The organism is Nocardioides massiliensis, assembly GCF_030811215.1.
In the GTDB taxonomy this organism is placed as follows: Bacteria; Actinomycetota; Actinomycetes; order Propionibacteriales; family Nocardioidaceae; genus Nocardioides_A; species Nocardioides_A massiliensis.
Window position 1 is genome coordinate 1,992,418 of sequence record NZ_JAUSQM010000001.1, and the last position, 22,445, is coordinate 2,014,862.

A 22,445-nucleotide genomic window follows, 5' to 3' on the forward strand; every position below is an offset into this window, starting at 1 on the left:
AGTTCCGGACTCTATCGGGAGGTCCCGTGCGGCGCCTGCTCATCGTCCTGCTCAGTACGCTGCTCGCCGTCGGCGCCCTGCCGACCCTGCTGAGTGCCGCGGCCGCAGCCGATCCGCTCACGCCCGCCGGGGCGCCGCAGACCTCGACCTACGACCCGGGCCCGGAGCTCTACGACCACGTCGCGAAGTCCGACATCCCCGTGAAGATGCGCGACGGTCGCGTGCTGCGCGCCACGGTCTACACCCCGACCGTGAAGGGCACGCAGGACCCGGCGCCCGGCAAGTTCCCGGTGATCCTCGTCCAGACGCCCTACGGCAAGACCCTCGACGGCGTGGGCGTCGTCGGCACGCACCTGATCAACCGGGGCTACCTCGGCGTGGTCGTCGACGTGGCCGGCACCGGCGGCTCGGAGGGTCAGTCGATGCTGTTCGGCGAGACCGAGGCCAAGGACGGCGTCGAGCTCGTCCACTGGGCGGCGTCGCTGCCCAAGGCCAACGGCAAGGTCGGCCTGCTCGGCGGGTCCTACCTCGGCATCGACCAGATGTTCACCGCCGCCGAGGTCGGCCCGAACTCCCCGCTGAAGGCGATCTTCCCGATCGTCACCTCGGTCGACCCCTACCGCGACCTGTTCGTCTCCGGCGGCCTGGTCAACCTCGAGTCCAGCGTCGGCCTGCTCGCGATCTACGCCGGCGTCCGCACCCTCTCGCCCCTGGTCGAGCGCGGCCCGGTCGACCCGTTGCACACCCTGCGCCTGGTCCTCGAGCACGCGCTGGCCACGATCCCGTTCGAGGCGACCGTGGGGGTCCACGCCCTGCTCCACACCGGCCGTGCGTACGACGGCCCCTACTGGCGCAAGCGGGCTCCGCAGCGGGTGCTGCGCAAGATCGTGAAGAACCGGATCCCGGCGTATTTCGTCGGCGGCCAGTACGACGTCTTCCAGCGCGGCCAACCGCTGCTCTACAGCGGACTGCAGAACGCCTTCCGTGGTCGCTCCGTGTGGCGTCCCATGCGTCCGAACCAGAAGCCGACGCCGCGCTACCAGCTGCGCACCGGACCGTGGGACCACGGCAACACCGGCGGCGGCTTCGACATGCCGCGCGTGCAGCTCGCATGGTTCGACCGCTGGCTGAAGAACAAGAAGACCGGCATCCTCGCGACCAAGACCCCGCTGCACATCCACGACACGACCGGTCCGGTGTACGGCCTGGCCGGCTACCCCGACCGGCGCGCCACCCCGACCGCCTTCCACCTGCAGCCCGGTGGCGGCCTCGCCGAGCCGGCACCGAAGGCGCAGAAGGGTGCCTCGACCCTGGTCTGGAAGGGCTTGACGGTGTCGTGCCAGCGCTCGATCGCCCAGTGGGGCGCCGGTGCGCTGCGCGACATCTACGACCAGTGCAAGAAGTTCCCTGCCCTCGCCCAGCCCCAGCCTGGTGACGCAGCCTTCGAGACCGCGCCGATGGAGGAGCCGCTGACCCTCGCCGGACCGGTCGGCCTGCGGCTGCAGATGACGTCGACGCAGGCGGAGACGATGGTCGTCGCCACGCTGCAGGACGTCGCGCCCGACGGCAGCATCACCGACATCACCGCCGGGTCGCTACTCGGCTCGGCCCGCAAGATCGCCCCGAAGAAGAGCTGGCGCGGCGCCAACGGGAGCTACCAGCTGCCGTTCCACCCGCACACCCGGGCGGCCGAGACCCCGGTGCCCCGCGGCAAGGTCGTCACCCACGACATCGAGCTGCGCCCGGCGTACTCCACCCTCAAGAAGGGCCACCGGCTCCGGCTGGTCCTGCAGACCGGCGACACCCCCCACCTGCTGCCTCCGGTGGCGAAGGCCCTGCAGCTGCTCGGTGGGATCTACCGGGTGCAGACCAACGCGGTGACGCCATCGTTCCTGTCGCTGCCGATCCTCGACCGGGCACCGTGAGCTGACGCCCTAGACTCAGCCGCGTGACAGCGCAGATCCTCGACGGCACGGCGACCGCAGCAGCGATCAAGGACGAGCTCAAGGGCCGCATCGCGCGCCTGCGCGAGGCCGGGGTCGTCCCCGGTCTCGGCACGGTGCTCGTCGGTGACGACCCCGGCAGCCGGTGGTACGTCGGGGGCAAGCACAAGGACTGCGCCGAGGTCGGGATCGAGTCCATCCGGGTGGACCTGCCCGGTGACGTCCCGCAGTCCGAGGTCGAGGACGCCGTCGCGGCGCTGAACGCCGACCCGGCGTGCACCGGCTACATCGTGCAGCTGCCCCTGCCCAAGCACATGGACGAGAACGCGATCCTGGGCCAGATCGACCCGCTGAAGGACGCCGACGGCCTGCACCCGACCAACCTCGGCTGGCTGGTGCTCGGCAAGGAGGCGCCGCTGCCGTGCACCCCGGCCGGCATCGTCGAGCTGCTGCGTCGCCACGAGGTCGCGATCGCCGGTGCCCACGTGTGCGTCGTCGGGCGCGGCGTGACCGTCGGCCGTCCGCTCGGGCTGCTGCTCACGCGGCGCTCGGAGAACGCGACCGTCACCTTGTGCCACACCGGCACGCGTGACCTCGCCTCCCACGTCGCCCAGGCCGACATCGTCGTCGCGGCCGCCGGCGTTCCCGGCATCATCACCGGCGCCATGCTCAAGCCGGGAGCGGCCGTGCTCGACGTCGGCGTCTCCCGCGTCGACGGCAAGCTGGCCGGCGACGTCGCCCCCGACGCCCATGAGGTGGCGGGCTGGATCTCGCCCAACCCCGGAGGGGTGGGCCCGATGACGCGGGCGATGCTGTTGGCCAACGTCGTCCTCGCCGCCGAGCGGGCAGCCGGCCTGGCGTGATCGTCCCCCCGGCCGGCAGCCCGGCGCCGGCTCCGGAGTCGCGGCACCCCCAGACGATCGGGGGAGTGATCTACCTGTGCCTGCTGGGCGCGGTGGCGGTGGGGATCGCCCTGGTCGCGGTGGGATCCTGGCGGTCCGGGGTGTCGTGCATCGGTGCCACGCTCGTGGTGGCCGCCGGCGGGCGGCTCGTGCTCAACGACCACGCCGCGGGGATGCTGCGGGTACGCCGGCACCGCTGGTTCGACGTCGTGGTCCCGCTGGCCTCCGGCGTCGCGATGATCGTCCTGGCAGCAACGATCCCCGACCAGATCTGAGGGATCCGGCCGGGGATCGGCGGGTGCTGCGTCAGCGTGGTCTCAGATGAGGCCGAGCCCCTTGACCGCGTCGCGCTCCTCGACGAGCTCGGCCGCGGTCGCGTCCATCTTCGCGCGGCTGAAGTCGTCGATCTCCAGGCCCTGGACGATCTCCCAGTCACCGCCGGAGGTGGTGACGGGGTAGGAGTAGATGAGGCCCTCGGGGATGTCGTAGGAGCCGTCGGAGACGACCGCCATCGACACCCAGTCACCCTCGGGGGTGCCCTTGAGCCAGTCGCGCGCGGCGTCGATGGTGGCCGAGGCCGCGGAGGCGGCCGACGACGAGCCGCGCGCGTCGATGATCGCGGCGCCGCGCTTGGCGACGGTGGGGATGAAGTCGTTCTCCAGCCACGCCTGGTCGTTGACCAGCTCGGCGGCGTTCTTGCCGCCGACCTCGGCGTGGAACAGGTCGGGGTACTGGGTCGCGGAGTGGTTGCCCCAGATCGTCATCTTCTTGATCTCGCGCACCGTCGCGCCGGTCTTCGCCGCCAGCTGCGAGATGGCGCGGTTGTGGTCGAGACGCGTGAGCGCCGAGAACCGCGACTGCGGGATGTCGGGCGCGTTGTGCATCGCGATGAGGGCGTTGGTGTTGGCCGGGTTGCCGGTGACGCCGATCCGGACGTCGTCGGCTGCGACCTCGTTGAGCGCCTTGCCCTGGGCCGTGAAGATCGCGCCGTTGGCCTCGAGCAGGTCGCCACGCTCCATGCCCGGACCGCGCGGGCGCGCGCCGACCAGGAGGGCGAGGTTGGCGCCGTCGAAGATCTTGGTCGGGTCGTCACCGATCTCGACGCCGGCCAGGGTGGGGAAGGCGCAGTCGTCGAGCTCCATGACGACGCCCTCGAGTGCCTTGAGGGCGGGGGTGATCTCCAGCAGCTGCAGCTGCACGGGCACGTCGGGTCCGAGCAGGTCGCCGTTGGCGATGCGGAAGAGCAGGCTGTAGCCGATCTGGCCGGCGGCGCCGGTGACGGCGACCTTGACGGGGGTGGTGCTCACGACGACTCCTGGGGTGTGCGGTCGGGCGGTGCGGTGGCTCCGACGTTATCGCGCCCCGAAGAGCCTTCTGCGACCGGAGGTAATCTCCGGACAGGGGATCTCGCCAGGTCGTGGACCGCGGTGCCCGACGGCCTCGACGCCCAGCACTCGCATCAAGCGGTTCGTGAGATATCTTGACGTCAAGAAACTTTCGAGGAACGGAGCTTCGGTGAGCGACGAGACGATCATCTACACCCACACCGACGAGGCGCCCCTGCTGGCGACGTACTCGTTCCTGCCGATCATCTCGGCCTACGCCGCGAAGGCGGGTGTCCAGGTCGAGACCCGTGACATCTCCTTGGCGGGCCGGATCATCGCGCAGTTCCCGGAGCGGCTGAGCGCCGAGCAGCGGATCGACGACCACCTCGCCGAGCTCGGCGAGCTGGCCACGAAGCCCGAGGCCAACATCATCAAGCTGCCCAACATCTCCGCTTCCGTGCCGCAGCTGAAGGCCGCGATCAAGGAGCTGCAGGAGCAGGGCTACGACCTTCCGGCCTACCCGGAGAACCCCCAGACCGACGAGGAGCGCGAGGTCCGCGCCAAGTACGACCGGGTCAAGGGCTCTGCGGTCAACCCCGTCCTGCGCGAGGGCAACTCCGACCGCCGCGCGCCGGCGTCGGTGAAGAACTACGCCAAGGCGCACCCGCACCGCATGGGTGCGTGGACGCCGGAGTCGAAGACCAACGTCGCCACGATGGGTGAGCACGACTTCCGGTCCAACGAGCTGTCGGTCGTCGTGGAGTCCGACGACACCCTGCGCATCGAGCACGTCGCCGCCGACGGTGCGACGACCGTGCTCAAGGACGACGTCAAGGTGCTGGCCGGCGAGGTCGTCGACGGCACCTACATGGACGTCGCCGCCCTGCGGCGGTTCCTCACGGAGCAGATCGCGCGCGCCAAGGCCGACGACGTGCTCTTCTCCGTGCACCTCAAGGCGACGATGATGAAGGTCTCGGACCCGATCATCTTCGGTCACGCGGTGCAGGCGTTCTTCCCGACGCTGTTCGAGCAGTACGGCGAGCAGCTCGCCGCCGCCGGCATCAGCCCGAACGACGGCCTCGGCGGCCTGCTCAGCGCGGTGGCGGACCTGCCCGACGGCGACGCCATCAAGGCCGCGGTGGAGCAGGGTCTGGCCGAGGGTCCGCGGATGGCCATGGTCGACTCCGACAAGGGGATCACCAACCTGCACGTCCCCTCCGACGTGATCATCGACGCCTCGATGCCGGCGATGATCCGCACCTCGGGCCACATGTGGGGCCCCGACGGCGAGGAGGACGACACCCTCGCGGTCATCCCCGACTCCTCCTACGCCGGCGTCTACCAGACCGTCATCGACGACTGCCGCGCCAACGGCGCCTTCGACCCCGCCACGATGGGCTCGGTGCCCAACGTCGGGCTGATGGCGAAGGCCGCCGAGGAGTACGGCTCCCACGACAAGACCTTCGAGGTCCCGGCCGCCGGCACCGTCCGGGTCGTCGACTCCGCAGGCAACGTCCTCATGGAGCACGAGGTCCAGCCCGGCGACATCTGGCGGGCGTGCCAGACCAAGGACGAGCCGATCCGCGACTGGGTCAAGCTCGCGGTCACCCGCGCCCGGGCCACCGGCGCGCCGGCGGTCTTCTGGCTCGACGAGACCCGCGCCCACGACGCCAACCTGATCGCGAAGGTCAAGACCTACCTCGCCGATCACGACACCGACGGCCTCACCATCGAGATCATGGCGCCGGCCGAGGCGACGGCGTACTCCCTCGAGCGGATCCGTCGCGGGGAGGACACCATCTCGGTGACCGGCAACGTGCTGCGCGACTACAACACCGACCTGTTCCCGATCCTCGAGCTCGGCACCAGCGCGAAGATGCTGTCGGTCGTGCCGCTGATGAACGGTGGTGGTCTCTTCGAGACCGGCGCCGGTGGGTCGGCCCCGAAGCACGTCCAGCAGCTGGTGAAGGAGAACTACCTGCGCTGGGACAGCCTGGGTGAGTTCTTCGCCCTCGCCGCGAGCTTCGAGCACCTCGCCACCACCCGCGGCAACGCCCGTGCGCAGGTGCTCGCCGACACGCTCGACCGGGCGACCGGCACGTTCCTCAACGAGGACAAGTCGCCCACCCGTCGCATCGGCGGCATCGACAACCGCGGCTCGCACTTCTACCTCGCGCTCTACTGGGCCCAGGAGCTCAGCACTCAGACCGACGACGCGGAGCTGGCCGCGGCCTTCGGCCCGCTTGCCGAGAAGCTGGCCGAGCAGGAGCAGACGATCGTCGACGAGCTGCTCGCGGTGCAGGGCTCGCCGGCCGACATCGGGGGCTACTTCCGCCCCGACCCGGCCAAGGCCGACGCCGTCATGCGTCCGTCGAAGACGCTCAACGACGCGCTCGCGTCGTTCTGAGCAGCTGAACGCGCAACCATCGCAGGTGCCGTCCGTCCCCTCGGGGCGGGCGGCACTTGCGATCTTCGCCCTTGCGATGGGCGGGTTCGCCATCGGGACGACTGAGTTCGTCACGATGGGGCTGCTCCCGGAGGTCGCGGCCGGGATCGGTGAGGACATCCCGACCACCGGGCACGTCATCAGCGCGTACGCCGCGGGCGTGGTCGTCGGCGCCCCGGTGATCGTCTCCCTCGCAGCGCGCCTGCCGCGGCGCGGTCTCGTCATCGCGCTGATCGTGGCGTTGGGGCTCGGCAACGCGCTCACCGCCCTGGCGAACGACTACACCACGATGCTGCTCGCGCGCTTCGTCGCCGGCCTCCCGCACGGTGCGTACTTCGGCGTCGCCTCGCTCATCGCCGCCTCGCTGGTCCCTCCCGGACAACGCGGGCGCGCCGTCAGCCGGGTGATGCTCGGGCTCTCGGTGGCGACCGTCGCCGGTGTCCCGGCCAGCACCTGGCTGGGCCAGAGCCTCGGCTGGCGCTCGGCGTACTGGCTGGTCGTCGGCATCGCCGCCGTGACCGCGGTGATGCTGCGTGCCGTCCCGGCCCGCCCGGGTGACCCGCACGCGACCGTACGCCGTGAGCTCGCCGCCCTGCGCCGGCCCCAGGTCCTCGTCGCGGTCCTGACCGGCATGGTCGGGTTCGGCGGGGTGTTCGCGATGTACAGCTACGTCGCCCCGCTCGTGCGCCAGGAGACCGGTCTGGGAGCGGGGACGGTGCCGTGGTTCCTCCTCGCGTTCGGCATCGGGTCGGTGCTCGGCACCTGGCTGGCCGGACGGCTCGCGGACTGGGATGTCGAGCGGTCGGTCGTGGGCGGCTTCGCCGTGTCGGTGGTGACGCTGCTGCTCGTCGCGCTCGGTGCTGGCAGCGCGCCGGCAACGCTCGTGCTGATGCTCGTCGTCGGAATGCTCGGCTCGGTGCTCGCGGTCAACCTGCAGCTGCGCCTCATGCACGTCGCCGGGGACGCGGAGATGCTCGGTGCGGCGCTCAACCACTCCGCGCTCAACGTCGCCAACGGGCTGGGTGCCTGGCTGGGCTCGGTGGTGATCGCGGCCGGCTACGGCTACCGCGTGCCCAGCGTGGTCGGCGCCGGGCTCGCCGCCGGGGGACTGGTCATCTTCCTCGCGGGGCTGGCGCTGCAGCGGGCACCTATGCTGAGGCGCATGCCCGCTGACCCCGCTCGGACGGACCGCGCGTGAACGACACCCTCGCCAACATCGCCCTGGTGCTGTTGTTCGTCCTGGTCGGCGGCGTCTTCGCGGCGGCCGAGATCGCGCTGGTCTCGTTGCGCGACTCCCAGGCGAAGGCATTGGCCGACCGCGGCCGCCGCGGGCAGATCGTGGCCGAGCTCAACGCGGACCCGAACCGGTTCCTCTCCGGGGTGCAGATCGGCGTCACGCTGATGGGCTTCCTCTCGGCGGCCTTCGGCGGCGCGACGCTCGCGGCGGACCTCGCCCCGGCCCTGGGCCGCCTCAACGTCCCGGCCGGCGTCGTCGACCCGCTCGCGCTGATGCTCGTCACCGTGTTCATCTCCTACCTCTCCCTCGTGCTCGGCGAGCTGACCCCGAAGCGGCTCGCGCTGCAGCGGGCCGAGGTGTTCTCGCTCGCGCTGGGCCCGCTCATCGACCGGATCTCGCGCCTTGCGCGACCGGTAATCTGGCTGTTGTCGGTCTCCACCAACGCCCTCGTCCGGCTGCTCGGCGGCGATCCGAAGGCGCAGAAGGAGGAGATGTCGGAGGAGGAGCTGCGCGAGCTCGTCCACGGACACCAGACGCTCGGAGACGAGGAGCGCCAGATCGTCGAGGACGTCTTCGAGGCGGGCGACCGCCAGCTGCGCGAGGTGATGATCCCGCGCACCGAGGTCGACTTCCTCGAGGCCAGCACCCCCGTCCACCGCGCAGCCAAGGACGCGCTCGCCAAACCGCACTCGCGCTACCCGGTGATCGGGCAGACCTCCGACGACGTGATCGGGTTCGTCCACGTGCGCGACCTGCTCAACCCGGAGCTGGTCAACCGGTCCGTGCGCTGCGGGGAGCTCGCCCGCCCGACCCTGACCCTGCCATGGACGCGCCCGATCCTCTCTGCGCTCAGCGACATGCGCCGTGAGGGCCAGCACCTGGCGATCGTGGCCGACGAGTACGGCGGCACCGCCGGCATCATCACGATGGAGGACCTCTTCGAGGAGCTCATCGGCGACATCCGCGACGAGTACGACGTCGTCGAGCCCGAGACCACACGGCGCGGAGAGACCGTCGAGGTCGACGGCTTGCTCAACCTCGACGACTTCGAGGACGAGACCGGTGTCGAGCTGCCCGACGGCCCCTACGAGACGGTCGCCGGCTTCCTCATGCACCGACTGGGCCGCGTGCTCCGCGAAGGCGACGAGGTCGAGCACGCCGAGCACCGCATCACCGTGCTCGGGATGGAGGGCCGGCGGCTGACCCGGGTGCGGGTGACGCGCAGTGCCGACTCGCACGCCGACCCGCACGCCAACCCGCAGCCGGACCCGGAGGCCTCCCCCGCCTCGTGAGTGGGGGACAATGGCCCGCATGTCCGCGTCCACCCCCGCGCCCGCCGTCCCGCGGATCCTCTCCGGGATCCAGCCGACCGCCGACTCGTTCCACTTCGGCAACTACCTCGGGGCGCTGCGGCAGTGGGTCGACCTGCAGGACGGGCACGACGCGTTCTACATGATCGCCGACATGCACGCGATCACGGTGGCGCAGGACCCCAAGGTGCTGCGCGAGCGCACCCTGCTCTCCGCCGCTCAGCTGATCGCCATGGGCATCGACCCGGCACGCTCGGCGATCTTCGTGCAGTCGCAGGTCCCCGCGCACGCCCAGCTGGCGTGGGTCCTCAACTGCCTCACCGCCTTCGGCGAGGCCCGTCGCATGACGCAGTTCAAGGACAAGTCCGCCAAGGAGGGGGAGGGAGCCGCCAGCGTCGGTCTCTTCACCTACCCGATCCTGCAGGCCGCCGACATCCTGCTCTACCGCCCCGCCTACGTCCCGGTCGGCGAGGACCAACGCCAGCACCTCGAGCTGACCCGCGACCTCGCCCAGCGCTTCAACTCGCGCTACAAGAAGACGTTCAAGCTGCCCGAGCCGCACATCCTCAAGGAGACGGCGAAGATCTTCGACCTGCAGAACCCGACCGCGAAGATGTCGAAGTCGGCGCCCTCTCCCGCCGGCATCATCGAGCTGCTCGACGACCCGAAGGTGTCGGCGAAGAAGATCCGCTCGGCGGTCACGGACTCCGAGGCCGAGGTCCGGTTCGACGTCGAGGCCAAGCCCGGCGTCTCCAACCTGCTGACCATCTACAACGCCCTCACCGGCCGCCCGATCGCCGAGCTCGAGCAGGCGTACGCCGGACGCGGGTACGGCGACCTCAAGGGCGACCTCGCCGAGGTGGTCGTCGACTTCGTGACGCCGTTCCGCACGCGCACCAGGCAGCTGCTCGACGACCGGGCCGAGCTGCAACGGGTGCTCAGCGACGGCGCGGAGCGGGCCGGTGCGGTCGCCGCACGGACCATGGAGCAGGTCTACGACCGGATCGGCTTCCTGGGCCGGGACGCCGGGTAGGACCTGTCGTGCCGACCATCGGAGTCTCCATCGCCGTGCCCCCGCCGTGGGCGCAGCAGCTGCAGGCGTATCGCGAGGACCTCGGCGATGCCACGGCGCGACTGATCCCGACCCACATCACGCTCGTGCCGCCGCTGGAGGTCTCTGCCACCGAGCTGCCCGCGGTGCACGAGCAGCTCGCGCGCACAGCCGCCGAGCACGGCCCCTTCCGGATCCACCTGCGGGGGACGGGGACGTTCCGCCCGACCTCTCCGGTGGTGTTCATCGCGCTCGCCGAGGGGATCTCCGGATGCGAGCGGCTGGCCGCGGGACTGCGGCGTGGCCCACTCGCCGTGGAGCTGGCCTTCCCCTACCACCCTCACGTCACGATCGCGCACGACCTCGGTGACGCCGCGCTGGACCGCGCATTCACCGAGCAGGCCGACTTCGAGTGTGCCTTCGAGTGCGACCACTTCTGGCTCTACCACCACAGCGACGCCGTCGGCTGGGAGCCGACCGCCCGCTTCGACCTCAGCGGGCGTTGAAGAGCCGCACGACGTAGGACCGCTTGAACCGCTTGCCCGTGCTGGCGTCGCGGATGCCGGTGATCGTCACGCGGTGCGCACGCGAGGCGCGCGGCTTGACCTGCCAGACGAGGGTGTTGGGACCGGCTCCGACCTCGGGACGATGACGCGTGACCTTGAGCTTGCGGCCGTTCACCACGCGGACGGCGACCAAGGCGTGCGAGAAGTCGTGGCGCGGGTCGCTGGAGCTGAACGACCACCGACCCTTGGGCTCCATCTGGTTGGGGAACCAGCCGGCGGTCGGCCAGGGGATCCACCGCGGGGTCGCGCGTCCGGCTGCCGGGGGTGTCACGACCACCATCGCGTTGGCGATGTCGGTGCTGCCGGTGCCCATCCAGCGGGTGGCCGGGTTGAGGATCCAGCGGCGGTGGCCGACGGCGCGGTTGTTGCTGCCCTCGTCGTCGACGTACTGCTCCACGACGCGGCCCGACCGCAGCTCGGGCCACCGCAGGGCCAGGTTGCCGGTCTGCGCCGCCTGGGCGCCGGCCTTGGACCAGCACTTCCAGGACCGCGGCGGATAGTGCGACAGGCTCTGGTTGGCGCCCATCATCAGGGCCGCGCGCTGGGACTGGACGTTGAGGTTCTGCCGGAACCCGACGGGGTCGAGTCCGGCCATCGCGCGCACCAGGTTGATCGCCTGGCGCGTCGCTGCCCGCGACCGCTTGGTCACGTTGCCCGCCTTGCAGCCGGCGTAGGACCCGGTCCACCCGGTCGGGACCTCCATCGTCGGTGCGTAGCGCTGCCGGTACGCACGGCGTACGGCGGCCTTGCTCTTGGTGTTGATTGCCTGGGCGGAGCGCCCGTTCGCCGCGAGACCGAAACCGGCTCCGGGGGCGGAGGGGGCGGAGTGGGCGGCGGGCGCAGGAGCCTGGTCGCCGGCCGGGACGTCGGCGTCGGAGCCGGTCGCTGTGCCGGCTGTGAGGCCCGAGACGGTGAGGGCGGCGGCGGCCACGAGGACGGCGGGACGGTTCCAGCTGCGCATGGCGAGTACCCCCGAGAGTGAGGCGTGCTGATCGTTCGCAGCCTACGCACAAAAGCCCAACGCCCCGGTTGAGGACCGGGGCGTTGGGCGGACTGCCAAGGGAGGGCGGGGAAGCGGGGAGGTCAGTGCCCCTCGCGCATGGCCTGACGCAGGTCCTTGTTGAGCTGGCTGATCACGTCGAGCGGGATCTCCTTCGGGCACGCCGCGGTGCACTCACCGATGTTGGTGCACCCGCCGAAGCCCTCGTGGTCGTGCTGGGAGACCATGCTCGCCACGCGGGTGTGGCGCTCCGGCTGGCCCTGGGGGAGCTCGCCGAGGTGGGTGATCTTCGCGCCCAGGAACAGCGACGCGGAACCGTTGGGGCAGGCCGCGACGCACGCACCGCACCCGATGCAGGTCGCCACGTTGAAGGCGCGCATGGCCTTGTCCCGCGGGGCCGGCACGGAGTTGGCCTCGGGCGCCGAACCGGTGTTGGCAGAGACGAAGCCGCCGGCCTGGATCATCCGGTCGAGCGCGCCCCGGTCGACGCAGAGGTCCTTGACGACCGGGAACGAGTCGGCGCGCCAGGGCTCGATCGTGATCGTGTCGCCGTCCTTGAAGGACCGCATGTGCAGCTGGCAGGTCGTGGTGACCTCCGGGCCGTGGGCGTCGCCGTTGATCATCAGCGAGCACGTGCCGCAGATGCCCTCGCGGCAGTCGTGGTCGAACGCCACCGGCTCCTCGCCCTTCTCGGCGAGGTCCTCGTTGAGGATGTCGAGCATCTCCAAGAAGCTCATGTCCGGCGAGATGCCGCTGAGCTGGTAGGTGTGCATCGCACCCTCGGCGGCGGCATTCGCCTGCCGCCAGATCTTCAGTGTCAGGTTCATGCTCACTTGTAGCTCCGCTGCTTCATCTCGATAGCCGTGTAGATCAGGTCTTCCTTGTGCAGGACGGGCTGGCCGTCGTCACCGCCCCACTCCCAGGCCGCCACGTAGGCGAACTCCTCGTCGTGGCGCAGCGCCTCGCCGTCCTCCGTCTGCGACTCCGCGCGGAAGTGCCCACCACAGGACTCGCGGCGGTTGAGGGCGTCGATGCACATGAGCTCGCCGAGCTCGATGAAGTCGGCGACCCGGCCGGCCTTCTCCAACGACTGGTTGAGGCTGTCGGGGGTGCCCAGCACCTTGAGGTTGCTCCAGAACTCCGCCTTGAGCTCACGGATGAGGTCGATCGCCTTACGCAGGCCGGCCTCGCTGCGCTCCATGCCGCAGTACTCCCACATGATCGCGCCGAGCTCCTTGTGGAAGCTGTCGGGCGTGCGGGTGCCGTTGATCGACATGAACGTGTTGATCCGCTCCTCGACGCTGGTGCGCGCCTCGACGACCGCCGGGTGGCTCTCGTCGATCTTCTCGAACGGACCGTCGGCGAGGAACTCGCGGATGGTGTTGGGCAGGACGAAGTAGCCGTCGGCGAGACCCTGCATGAGCGCCGAGGCGCCGAGCCGGTTGGCGCCGTGGTCGGAGAAGTTCGCCTCGCCGGTCACGAACAGGCCCGGGATGTTGGACTGCAGGTGGTAGTCCACCCACAACCCACCCATGACGTAGTGCACGGCGGGGTAGATCCGCATCGGCACCTGGTAGGGGTTCTCGCCGGTGATCCGCTCGTACATGTCGAACAAATTGTCGTACTTCTCCCGGACGGCGTCCTCGCCGAGTCGGGCGATGGCGTCGGTGAAGTCGAGGTAGACGCCGCGACGCACCATCCGCTCCTGGCCGTCCGCGCCGATCTCCTTGACCGCGGGGCCGACACCGCGACCCTCGTCGCACATGTTCTTGGCCTGGCGGGAGGCGATGTCGCGGGGGACCAGGTTGCCGAAGGAGGGGTAGATCCGCTCCAGGTAGTAGTCGCGGTCCTCCTCGGGGATGTCGCGCGGGTCCTTGTCGCAGTCCTCGGCGTTCTTCGGCACCCAGATGCGACCGTCGTTGCGCAGCGACTCGCTCATCAAGGTCAGCTTCGACTGGTGGTCGCCGGAGACCGGGATGCAGGTCGGGTGGATCTGCGTGTAGCAGGGGTTCGCCATGTAGGCGCCCTTGCGGTGGGCGCGCCACGTCGCGGTGACGTTGGAGCCCATGGCGTTGGTCGACAGGAAGAAGACGTTGCCGTAGCCACCGGAGGCGAGGACGACCGCGTCGGCGAGGTGGGTCTCGATCTCGCCGGTGACGAGGTCGCGGGCGATGATGCCGCGGGCCTTGCCGTCCACGACGATCAGCTCGAGCATCTCGTGGCGGGTGTACTGCTTCACCGTGCCGGCACCGACCTGCCGCTCCATCGCCTGGTAGGCACCGAGCAGCAGCTGCTGGCCGGTCTGGCCGCGGGCGTAGAACGTCCGGGAGACCTGCACGCCACCGAAGGACCGGTTGTCCAGGAGGCCGCCGTAGTCCCGGGCGAACGGCACGCCCTGGGCGACGCACTGGTCGATGATGTTGGCGCTGACCTCGGCCAGGCGGTAGACGTTGGACTCGCGGCTGCGGTAGTCGCCGCCCTTCACGGTGTCGTAGAACAGCCGGAAGGTGGAGTCGCCGTCCTCCTTGTAGTTCTTCGCCGCGTTGATGCCGCCCTGTGCCGCGATCGAGTGCGCCCGCCGCGGGGAGTCCTGGTAGCAGAAGGACTTCACGTTGTAGCCGGCCTCGCCGAGCGTGGCAGCGGCTGCGCCGCCCGCCAGTCCGGTGCCGACGATGATGACGTCGAGCTTGCGACGGTTCGCCGGGTTGACGAGGCGGTTCTCGAACCTGCGCGTGGTCCAGCGGTCCTTGATCGGACCGGTCGGGGCCACCGGGTCGACGATCTTCTCGCCGTGGGTGTAGTAGCCGCGGGCGTCGTCCGAGGTCTGCTCGGAAGGCCCGTTGAGGGGGGTGAGCCCGTCGTGGAGAGTCGTACCAGCCATGAAGAGCTCCTTACTTCTCGATGATGCCGAGCAGGACGGCCAGGGGGACCAGCGAGAAGCCGCCGGCGATGACGACCGCCACGACCCAGCCGGCCGCCTTCGCCCGCAGGCGCGAGGCAGCGGTGTTGGTGAAGCCGAGGGTCTGCATCGCGCTCCAGGTGCCGTGGTGCAGGTGCAGTCCGAGGGCCACCATCGCGATCAGGTAGATCAGGGTCATCCACCACAGGTCGAACGTGTCGACCATCAGGGTGTAGGGGTTGTTGGTCTCACCGCCCTGGGGGTTGACCTTGCCGACGGTGAAGTTCAGCAGGTGCCAGATGAGGAACACCAGCAGCGTCGCGCCGCCCCAGCGCATGGTGCGCGAGGAGAACGACGAGGCGCGGTTCTTCTTCATGACGTACTTCGACGTCCGGGCCTTGGCCGCGCGGCGCGCCAGGATCACCGAGGCCACCACGTGGGCGACGAGCGCCACGATGAGGCCGATGCGCATGATCCACAGGGCGCCGGAGTGCGGGAGCATCGGCTCGCCGAGCTCGCGCAGGTGGTGGGCGTACTCGTTGAACGCCAGCTCACCGCCGAACGCCTTCAGGTTGCCGTACATGTGACCGAGGACGAACGCGATGAAGAGCAGTCCGCTGACGGCCATGATCAGTTTCAGGGCGATCGTCGAACGCGTCGTCCGGATGCCCGTTGCAAGGGTCGGGGTTGCCACGGCAGGCCACGCTACCGCTGAGAGGACCCTGAGAGTGACAGGGGTCATGTGAGATACGCCCGTGAGGCGACCCTAACTTGCCCGGTACGCAAGGTCTCGACACCCGGCGGTGACCGATGCCACACCGTCTCGGCCGGCACCACCCCTGCCGGTGGTGGGGACTTCCTCTCTAGGGTGCGAGGCATGACCACGCAAGACGCAGGCCCAGTCGACGAAGGTCCAGTCGAGGGTGGGCTCGACGAGCCGACCGAGCTCGAGCCGAGCCAAGGGACGCTGGAGCTCGCCGACGCCGGTGACAGCTGGGAGCTGTCCGACTGGGAGGCCGAGACCGCCAAGGTCCTGCGCAAGAGCGGACGGCTCGGGGCCGATGACCCCGACGCCGCGGTGTGGGACAAGCTGACCCGCCGCACCCTCGACGGGATCGCGGTCACCCCGCTGGGTCGCGCCGCCGACCTCGAGAACCGCACCACCGCTGGGCGTCCGACTCGCGTCGGGGCCTGGGACATCCGCAGCCAGGTCGGCCTTGACGACCCGAAGGCCACCCACGACGCCGCGCTCGCCGAGCTCGAGGGCGGCGCGACCTCGTTGTGGCTGGTGGCAGACGGGGCCAGCGGTGCCCCGGAGGTGGCCACCGCACTCACCGACGTACTGCTGGACCTTGCGCCCGTCGTGCTGGAGTCCCGCGGGGACGCCATCGCGCTCGCCCAGGCCTTCCTCGCGTACGCCGACGAGCGCGGGCTCGACCCCCACCCGGGATCGAACCTCGGCGCCGATCCGGTCGGTGCCGCCCTGCGGGCCGAGCGCGACCCGGCGATCGGCGAGGAGCTCGCCGCGGTGGCCCGACTGGCAGCCGACCACGGCATCCTCGGTGTGGTCGTCGACGCCACGGTGGTGCACGACCGCGGCGCCTCCGACGTCCAGGAGCTCGGCTACGCGACCGCGCTGGGCGCGGCGTACCTCCGCGCGCTCACCGACGCCGGCCTCGAGCTCGCCCAGGCGGCAGCGCTCGTCGAGTTCCGCTTCGCCGCGACGGGGGAGCAGTTCCCCACCATCGCCAAGCTGCGGGCCGCTCGCCGGCTATGGGCACGGGTGCTCGAGCTGAGTGGTGCGGCGGAGTCCGACCGCATCCAGCGCCAGCACGCCGTGACGAGCCGGCCGATGCTCAGCGCCTACGACCCCTACGTCAACATGCTGCGCACGACGGTGGCGGCGTTCGCGGCCGGCGTCGGCGGAGCCGATGCGGTCACGGTCCTGCCGTTCGACAGCCCGCTGGGCCGTTCGGAGAGCTTCGGCCGCCGCATCGCGCGCAACGTCTCGCACCTGCTGATCGAGGAGTCCCGCGTCGCGCAGGTCACCGACCCCGCGGGCGGGGCGTACGCCGTCGAGCGGCTCACCGACGAGCTCGCCGTCGCCGGGTGGGAGGAGCTCGGCCGGGTCGAGGAGAGTGGAGGTGTCGTGGCGGCCCTGACCGACGCGTCCTTCTGGGACCGGGTCGCCGAGGTCGTCGCCCGCCGCGACCAGCAGGTCGCGCAGCGCAAGCGCCCGATCACCGGTCTGTCGGAGTTCCCCGACGCCGCCGAGACCAGGCTCGTGCGCGAGTCCGACCCGCTGCAGCCGCCGGTGCGGCGCTACGGCGCGGCCTTCGAGGCCCTGCGCGACGAGCCGCGGGGCTCGGTGTTCCTCGCCTCGATGGGCACCGTCGCCGCCCACACCGCCCGGGTCACGTTCGCGAGCAACCTCTTCGCCGCCGGCGGCATCGCCGTCACCTACCCCGGTCCTCTACCCGACGTCGACGCCGTGCTCGCGGCGTACGACGGGCGCCCGGTCGTGTGCCTGGCCGGCAGCGACGCGGCGTACGCCGAATGGGGACGCGAGCTGGTCGCTGCCCTGCGAGAGGCCGGGGCCCAGCACGTGATCCTCGCCGGCAAGCCCGGCGAACTGGACGTCGACGATTCCTGCGCGATGGGCGTCGATGCCCTCGCCTTCTTGAACCGCACCCGGGAGGTGTCGGCATGAGCATCCCCAGCAGCTTCGCAGGTCTGCCGTTGGACGGTGGGTCCACCGCCGCGCCGCCGCCGCAAGGCGGTGAGGCGTGGGCGAGCCCCGAGGGCATCGACGTCCTGGGCGTCTACGGGCCCGAGCACCTCGCGGGGCTCGACGCGCTCGACACGCTGCCCGGACTGAGCCCGTTCCTGCGTGGGCCGTACCCGACGATGTACACCACCCAGCCGTGGACGATCCGTCAGTACGCCGGCTTCTCCACCGCCGAGGAGTCCAACGCGTTCTACCGCCGCAACCTCGCGGCCGGCCAGAAGGGCCTCAGCGTCGCGTTCGACCTCGCGACCCACCGTGGCTACGACTCCGACCACCCGCGGGTGCGCGGTGACGTCGGCATGGCTGGCGTGGCCATCGACTCGATCTACGACACCCGCGTCCTCTTCGACGGCATTCCGCTCGACGAGATGAGCGTGTCGATGACGATGAACGGCGCGGTGCTGCCCGTCCTCGCGCTCTACATCGTCGCGGCCGAGGAGCAGGGGGTGAAGCCGGAGCAGCTCGCAGGGACCATCCAGAACGACATCCTCAAGGAGTTCATGGTCCGCAACACCTACATCTACCCGCCGCTGCCGTCGATGCGGATCATCTCCGACATCTTCGCGTTCACGAGCGCGCGGATGCCGCGGTTCAACTCGATCTCGATCTCCGGCTACCACATCCAGGAGGCCGGTGCGACGGCCGACCTGGAGCTGGCCTACACCCTGGCCGACGGGGTGGAGTACATCCGCGCCGGGCTCGAGGCGGGCCTCGATATCGACGCGTTCGCCCCGCGGTTGAGCTTCTTCTGGGCGATCGGGATGAACTTCTTCATGGAGGTCGCCAAGATGCGCGCGGCCCGGGCCCTCTGGGCGCGGCTCGTGCGCGAGTTCGACCCGAAGAACCCCAAGTCGCTGTCGCTGCGCACCCACAGCCAGACCTCCGGCTGGTCGCTGACCGCGCAGGACGTCTACAACAACGTCGCGCGCACCTGCATCGAGGCGATGGCTGCGACGCAGGGACACACGCAGAGCCTGCACACCAACGCCCTGGACGAGGCGATCGCGCTGCCGACCGACTTCTCGGCACGGATCGCCCGCAACACCCAGCTCCTGCTGCAGCAGGAGTCCGGCACGACGCAGACGATCGACCCGTGGGCGGGCTCCTACTACGTGGAGCGGCTCACCCACGACCTCGCCGAGCGCGCCTGGGGTCACATCCAGGAGGCCGAGCAGTACGGCGGCATGGCCAAGGCGATCGAGGCCGGCATCCCCAAGATGCGCATCGAGGAGGCGGCTGCACGCACGCAGGCACGTCTCGACTCCGGCACCCAGAAGCTGATCGGTGTCAACACGTTCCGGCTGGCCGACGAGGACCCGCTCGACGTGCTCAAGGTCGACAACGCCTCGGTCTACTCCCAGCAGATCGCCAAGCTTGAGCGGCTGCGCGCCGAGCGCGACGAGGACGCCTGTCGGCGCAGCCTCGAGGCGCTGACCAACGCTGCTGAGCGCGGCGCCGGGCAGGGGCTCGAGGGCAACCTGCTGGCGCTGGCGATCGACGCGGCCCGGGCCAAGGCCACGGTCGGGGAGATCTCCGACGCCCTGGAGAAGGTCTACGGCCGCCACCAGGCGACGATCCGTACGATCAGCGGGGTGTACAAGTCCGAGGCGGGCGGCAACGAGCTGATGGACCGCGCGATCGCTGCCACCGCGGAGTTCGAGGAGAACGAGGGCCGCCGCCCGCGCATCCTCGTCGCGAAGATGGGCCAGGACGGGCACGACCGCGGCCAGAAGGTCGTGGTCACGGCCTACGCCGACCTCGGCTTCGACGTGGACGTGGGTCCGCTGTTCAGCACCCCGGAGGAGGTCGCGCAGCAGGCGGTCGACAACGACGTGCACGTCGTCGGTGTCTCCTCGCTCGCGGCCGGCCACCTCACGCTGGTGCCGGAGCTGAAGCGCGCGCTGGCCGACCTCGGCCGCGAGGACATCCTGATCGTGGTCGGGGGCGTCATCCCGCCCGACGACGTCCCCGCGCTGCTGGAGATGGGAGCCACCTCGGTCTTCCTGCCCGGCACGGTGATCGCCGAGGCCGCACTCGAGCTGCTCGAGAAGCTCTCCGCGCAGCTGCACGGCTGAGGGAGGCCGAGGTCGGATGGCGCGTCCGGTCGACGTCGGGGCGATCGCTGCGGGGGTGCGCGACGGCAACCGCGCCGCGGTCGCCCGGGCGATCACGCTCGTCGAGTCCAGCCACCCTCGGCACCGGCAGGCCGCCCGTGACCTCCTGACCGAGCTCACCGGCGTGGCCGCCGAGCGGCCGGCGGCGTGGCGGGTCGGCATCTCCGGCGTACCCGGCGTCGGGAAGTCGACGTTCATCGAGTCCCTCGGCACCTACCTCACCGGCGAGGGGCACCGGGTCGGCGTGCTCGCCGTCGACCCCTCGAGCGTGCGCACCGGCGGCTCGGTGCTGGGCGACAAGACCCGCATGGCGCGGCTCAGCAGCGACCCCGCGGCGTACGTCCGACCGTCGCCCAGTGCCGGCACCCTCGGTGGCGTGGCACGCGCCACCGCGCAGGCGATGACGGTGCTGGAGGCGGCGGGCTACGACGTGGTGCTCGTCGAGACGGTCGGCGTGGGCCAGTCCGAGGTGACGGTCGCCGGGATGGTCGACACGTTCCTGTTCCTCACCCTCGCCCGCACCGGTGACTCCCTGCAGGGCATCAAGAAGGGCATCCTCGAGATCGCCGACGTCATCGCGGTCAACAAGGCCGACGGTGACCGCGAGCCCGAGGCGCGGGTCGCCGCGCGCGATCTCGCCGGTGCGATCCGCCTGGTCCATGGTGGCGCCAAGGCGCACGGCTGGGTGCCGCCGGTCCTCACCTGCTCGGGTCTGACCGGCGATGAGGTGGACACCGTGTGGGCCCGGGTCGGCGCCCATCGCGACCACCTCGGAGATGACGGCCTCGCGCGCAAGCGCGCCCACCAGCAGCTCGACTTCACCTGGGCGCTCGTGCGCGACGAGCTCGAGCAGCGGCTGCGACGCTCCGAGGAGGTACGCCGGGTGCGCGAGGAGGTCAGCGCGCGGGTGCTCGAGGGCGAGCTCACCGCACCGCTGGCGGCCGACGCGATCCTGGCGGCGTACGACGGACGGGACGAGGGGGAGCAGGACTGAGGACCGTCCCCGACGGGAAGGACCATCCGTGTCCCGTCCGTTCGGGCTATGCGTGTGTGACTTGAACGGTGGCGGTTCGTTAGTCTGTCGAGGTCATCGATCACGGGGGTCCGGATGCAAGCGCGGGGGGCGGGTCTGAGGCGTTCGCCACGGGTGTGGGCCGTCCTGGCGCTCGCCGGTCTCCTGCTGAGTGCGTGTGGAGGCTCCGACGAGGGCTCCGGGATCGACGAGGCCACGAGCCCGGTCTCCGCGGCACCCACCCCGACTCCGACGCCATCGGTGTCAGCGTCACCCTCGGGCGAAGCCACCGACAATCCGCTCGGATGGCGTGCACCCTCCGCTGATGACCGTCCGGACCAGGAGGGGAGCGACCTCTACCTCGGCAGGTTCCCGGCGCGAGTGACCCAGCCGGACCAGCTCGCGGCGGTCGAGGCGTTCTTGCGGTTCTGGCAGGTGCGTCTCGAGCTGGGGGAGAAGGCCGAGCTCGATCCCGCCGCCATCGGTGCGGTCGCGACCGGCGAGGCCGCGAAGAACACCATCGCCTTGATCGAAGGAGCTCGCAGTCGCGGCGGCACCATCGAAGGCGACGTGGTGATGCACGTCGAGGGGGTCCAGCTCAAGGGCAACAAGGCGACCGTCCGGGCCTGCATGGAGAACCTCACCACGGACCGCGACGCCGACGGCGAGCCGACGGAGACTCTCACGCCCTTCTACAACCTGGGCGCCGACCTGGTCCGCCAGGGGGACCAGTGGCGCATGACCACCTTCCGCGCATCCACCGGTCTGTGCTGACCACCGACGACCACAGGGGAATCGACATGTTCGTCCGCAAGCTCCTCGGCACCGTTCTCGGCGGTGCGTTCATCGCGGCCGCCGGCGTCGTGGTGACGGCCGCCCCCGCGCAGGCCGATACCCTCGGGTCGGGCGCCGGCGCCGAGTGCAGCGGCTCCGGCTGCAGCGTGACGGTGCGCTACTCCGGCAGCGCGGCGCCCGCCCCCGGGTCTCCGCGCCACGTCGCCAGCGTGCCGCCGACGTGCTGGTACGGCGACCCCCTGACGCCGCAGCAGCTGCTGCAGAAGTGGGACGACGCCACCGCCGACGGTCACTACTCGGGCATCGATCACCTCCGGCTCTACGGGAGCCGCGCCGAGATCGAGGAAGTCGCCAACAACGAGGACCTCCAGGACGCTCGGTGGTACCAGCTGCGGTGCCGCACCGGGATCGGCCTCGACGACCCCGAGGCGATCGACTACGCCGGGGAGAGCGTCAACATGGCCCCCGGTGGTGACCACCCCTACGCGCGCATCACGCGGCTGATCCGGCCTGGTGAGTCCGCTCCCGCACCGTTGGTCGACGTCGAGACCCTGCGCGACGCGGCCTACGACTCGATGACGATCCCCGACCCGGACCTGGAGCGGAACCCGACCGTGAGCGCGGCCGCGGCGACCCTGGTCAACCTCGACACGTTCTTCTGGGCCGACGACTATCAGGACACCTGGGACATCACCGCCTCCGTCGGACCGATCTCGGCGACCGTGATCGCGCGTGGCAACCGGTGGATCCTCAGCTCGCCCGCCGGCGGCGCGACCTGCGACTTCGCCCAACTCACCCGAGCCTGGTCGGCCGGCACGAGCCCTGAGGAGGGGTGCACGATCACCTTCGGGCGCTCCTCGCGCGGCTACGCCAACGGCTTCCCGGTGGACGTGAACGCCAGCTGGGAGACGAGCTGGACCGGCGTGCCCGGTCCTTCGGCGCCCACGCCGCTGGACCCCCTCAGCACCTCCTCCACCGATTTTGTGCCGGTGATGGAGTCCCAGGCCCTGGTCACGACGGTCGGTTGAGTGATGCGGCGCGCAGGGGCCCGTCGTCC

At 70.7% G+C, this 22,445-nt stretch carries 18 protein-coding genes; 13 read left to right on the plus strand and 5 right to left on the minus strand.

Annotation, left to right across the window (positions count from 1 at the left end; genetic code table 11):
• Positions 1-26: 26 nt before the first annotated feature.
• The 3 genes from J2S59_RS09900 to J2S59_RS09910 are packed head-to-tail and all read left to right on the plus strand — an operon-like array spanning position 27 to position 3,120.
• Positions 27-1,925: a CocE/NonD family hydrolase gene (locus J2S59_RS09900; RefSeq protein WP_068118325.1), complete on the plus strand. Its 1,899-nt coding sequence runs from the start codon at positions 27-29 to the stop codon at positions 1,923-1,925.
• Between the two features lie 23 nt (positions 1,926-1,948).
• Complete coding sequence (locus J2S59_RS09905) at positions 1,949-2,806, plus strand: bifunctional methylenetetrahydrofolate dehydrogenase/methenyltetrahydrofolate cyclohydrolase (RefSeq protein WP_068118322.1); 858 nt, start codon at positions 1,949-1,951, stop codon at positions 2,804-2,806.
• Positions 2,803-3,120, plus strand: coding sequence for a DUF3017 domain-containing protein (locus tag J2S59_RS09910; RefSeq protein ID WP_181641639.1), 318 nt, complete (start codon positions 2,803-2,805; stop codon positions 3,118-3,120). Before J2S59_RS09905 ends, J2S59_RS09910 begins: the two co-directional genes overlap by 4 nt.
• Positions 3,121-3,162: 42 nt before the next feature.
• Here the strand turns inward: J2S59_RS09910 and J2S59_RS09915 are convergent, their stop codons facing one another.
• A complete protein-coding gene (locus J2S59_RS09915; protein WP_068120184.1) occupies positions 3,163-4,152 on the minus strand; it encodes a malate dehydrogenase in 990 nt (329 codons plus the stop codon).
• A 208-nt stretch (positions 4,153-4,360) separates the two neighbouring features.
• Here J2S59_RS09915 and J2S59_RS09920 point away from each other — a divergent pair, with 208 nt between their 5' ends.
• From J2S59_RS09920 to J2S59_RS09940, 5 genes are read left to right on the plus strand one after another with little or no spacing between them, the layout of a single operon-like run.
• The gene (locus J2S59_RS09920; RefSeq protein ID WP_068120182.1) at positions 4,361-6,577 is read left to right on the plus strand and encodes an NADP-dependent isocitrate dehydrogenase; all 2,217 of its coding nucleotides are present in this window, start codon (positions 4,361-4,363) and stop codon (positions 6,575-6,577) included.
• Between the two features lie 25 nt (positions 6,578-6,602).
• Entirely contained in the window at positions 6,603-7,814 is a 1,212-nt protein-coding gene (locus tag J2S59_RS09925) for an MFS transporter (RefSeq protein WP_246360265.1), read from the plus strand.
• Positions 7,811-9,145, plus strand: coding sequence for a hemolysin family protein (locus J2S59_RS09930; RefSeq protein ID WP_306825060.1), 1,335 nt, complete (start codon positions 7,811-7,813; stop codon positions 9,143-9,145). Before J2S59_RS09925 ends, J2S59_RS09930 begins: the two co-directional genes overlap by 4 nt.
• A gap of 19 nt (positions 9,146-9,164) precedes the next feature.
• Positions 9,165-10,196, plus strand: a complete 1,032-nt coding sequence (gene trpS / locus J2S59_RS09935; RefSeq protein WP_068117326.1) for a tryptophan--tRNA ligase — start codon at positions 9,165-9,167, stop codon at positions 10,194-10,196.
• 8 nt (positions 10,197-10,204) lie between these two features.
• Positions 10,205-10,720, plus strand: a complete 516-nt coding sequence (locus tag J2S59_RS09940; RefSeq protein ID WP_068117317.1) for a 2'-5' RNA ligase family protein — start codon at positions 10,205-10,207, stop codon at positions 10,718-10,720.
• Here the strand turns inward: J2S59_RS09940 and J2S59_RS09945 are convergent.
• The 4 genes from J2S59_RS09945 to J2S59_RS09960 all read right to left on the minus strand — a co-directional run bounded on the left by J2S59_RS09945 (position 10,707) and on the right by J2S59_RS09960 (position 15,373).
• A complete protein-coding gene (locus J2S59_RS09945) occupies positions 10,707-11,741 on the minus strand; it encodes a CAP domain-containing protein (RefSeq protein ID WP_068117320.1) in 1,035 nt (344 codons plus the stop codon). The genes J2S59_RS09940 and J2S59_RS09945 overlap by 14 nt on opposite strands.
• 122 nt (positions 11,742-11,863) lie before the next feature.
• On the minus strand, positions 11,864-12,607 hold the full coding sequence (locus J2S59_RS09950; RefSeq protein WP_068117323.1) for a succinate dehydrogenase/fumarate reductase iron-sulfur subunit: 744 nt from the start codon (positions 12,605-12,607) through the stop codon (positions 11,864-11,866).
• Between the two features lie 2 nt (positions 12,608-12,609).
• A complete protein-coding gene (locus J2S59_RS09955) occupies positions 12,610-14,661 on the minus strand; it encodes a fumarate reductase/succinate dehydrogenase flavoprotein subunit (RefSeq protein WP_306825061.1) in 2,052 nt (683 codons plus the stop codon).
• Between the two features lie 10 nt (positions 14,662-14,671).
• Positions 14,672-15,373: a succinate dehydrogenase cytochrome b subunit gene (locus J2S59_RS09960; protein WP_068121596.1), complete on the minus strand. Its 702-nt coding sequence runs from the start codon at positions 15,371-15,373 to the stop codon at positions 14,672-14,674.
• Between the two features lie 183 nt (positions 15,374-15,556).
• On the opposite strand from J2S59_RS09960, the gene J2S59_RS09965 reads away from it, so the two are divergent.
• From J2S59_RS09965 to J2S59_RS09985, 5 genes are all read left to right on the plus strand, one after another.
• The gene (locus tag J2S59_RS09965; RefSeq protein ID WP_306825062.1) at positions 15,557-17,389 is read left to right on the plus strand and encodes a methylmalonyl-CoA mutase family protein; all 1,833 of its coding nucleotides are present in this window, start codon (positions 15,557-15,559) and stop codon (positions 17,387-17,389) included.
• Positions 17,386-19,542, plus strand: coding sequence for a methylmalonyl-CoA mutase (scpA, locus tag J2S59_RS09970; protein ID WP_306825063.1), 2,157 nt, complete (start codon positions 17,386-17,388; stop codon positions 19,540-19,542). Before J2S59_RS09965 ends, scpA begins: the two co-directional genes overlap by 4 nt.
• 16 nt (positions 19,543-19,558) lie before the next feature.
• On the plus strand, positions 19,559-20,575 hold the full coding sequence (gene meaB / locus J2S59_RS09975) for a methylmalonyl Co-A mutase-associated GTPase MeaB (RefSeq protein ID WP_306825064.1): 1,017 nt from the start codon (positions 19,559-19,561) through the stop codon (positions 20,573-20,575).
• Between the two features lie 399 nt (positions 20,576-20,974).
• Positions 20,975-21,367, plus strand: a complete 393-nt coding sequence (locus tag J2S59_RS09980) for a hypothetical protein (protein ID WP_181642401.1) — start codon at positions 20,975-20,977, stop codon at positions 21,365-21,367.
• 26 nt (positions 21,368-21,393) lie between these two features.
• On the plus strand, positions 21,394-22,416 hold the full coding sequence (locus J2S59_RS09985) for a hypothetical protein (protein ID WP_306825065.1): 1,023 nt from the start codon (positions 21,394-21,396) through the stop codon (positions 22,414-22,416).
• Positions 22,417-22,445 lie beyond the last annotated feature (29 nt).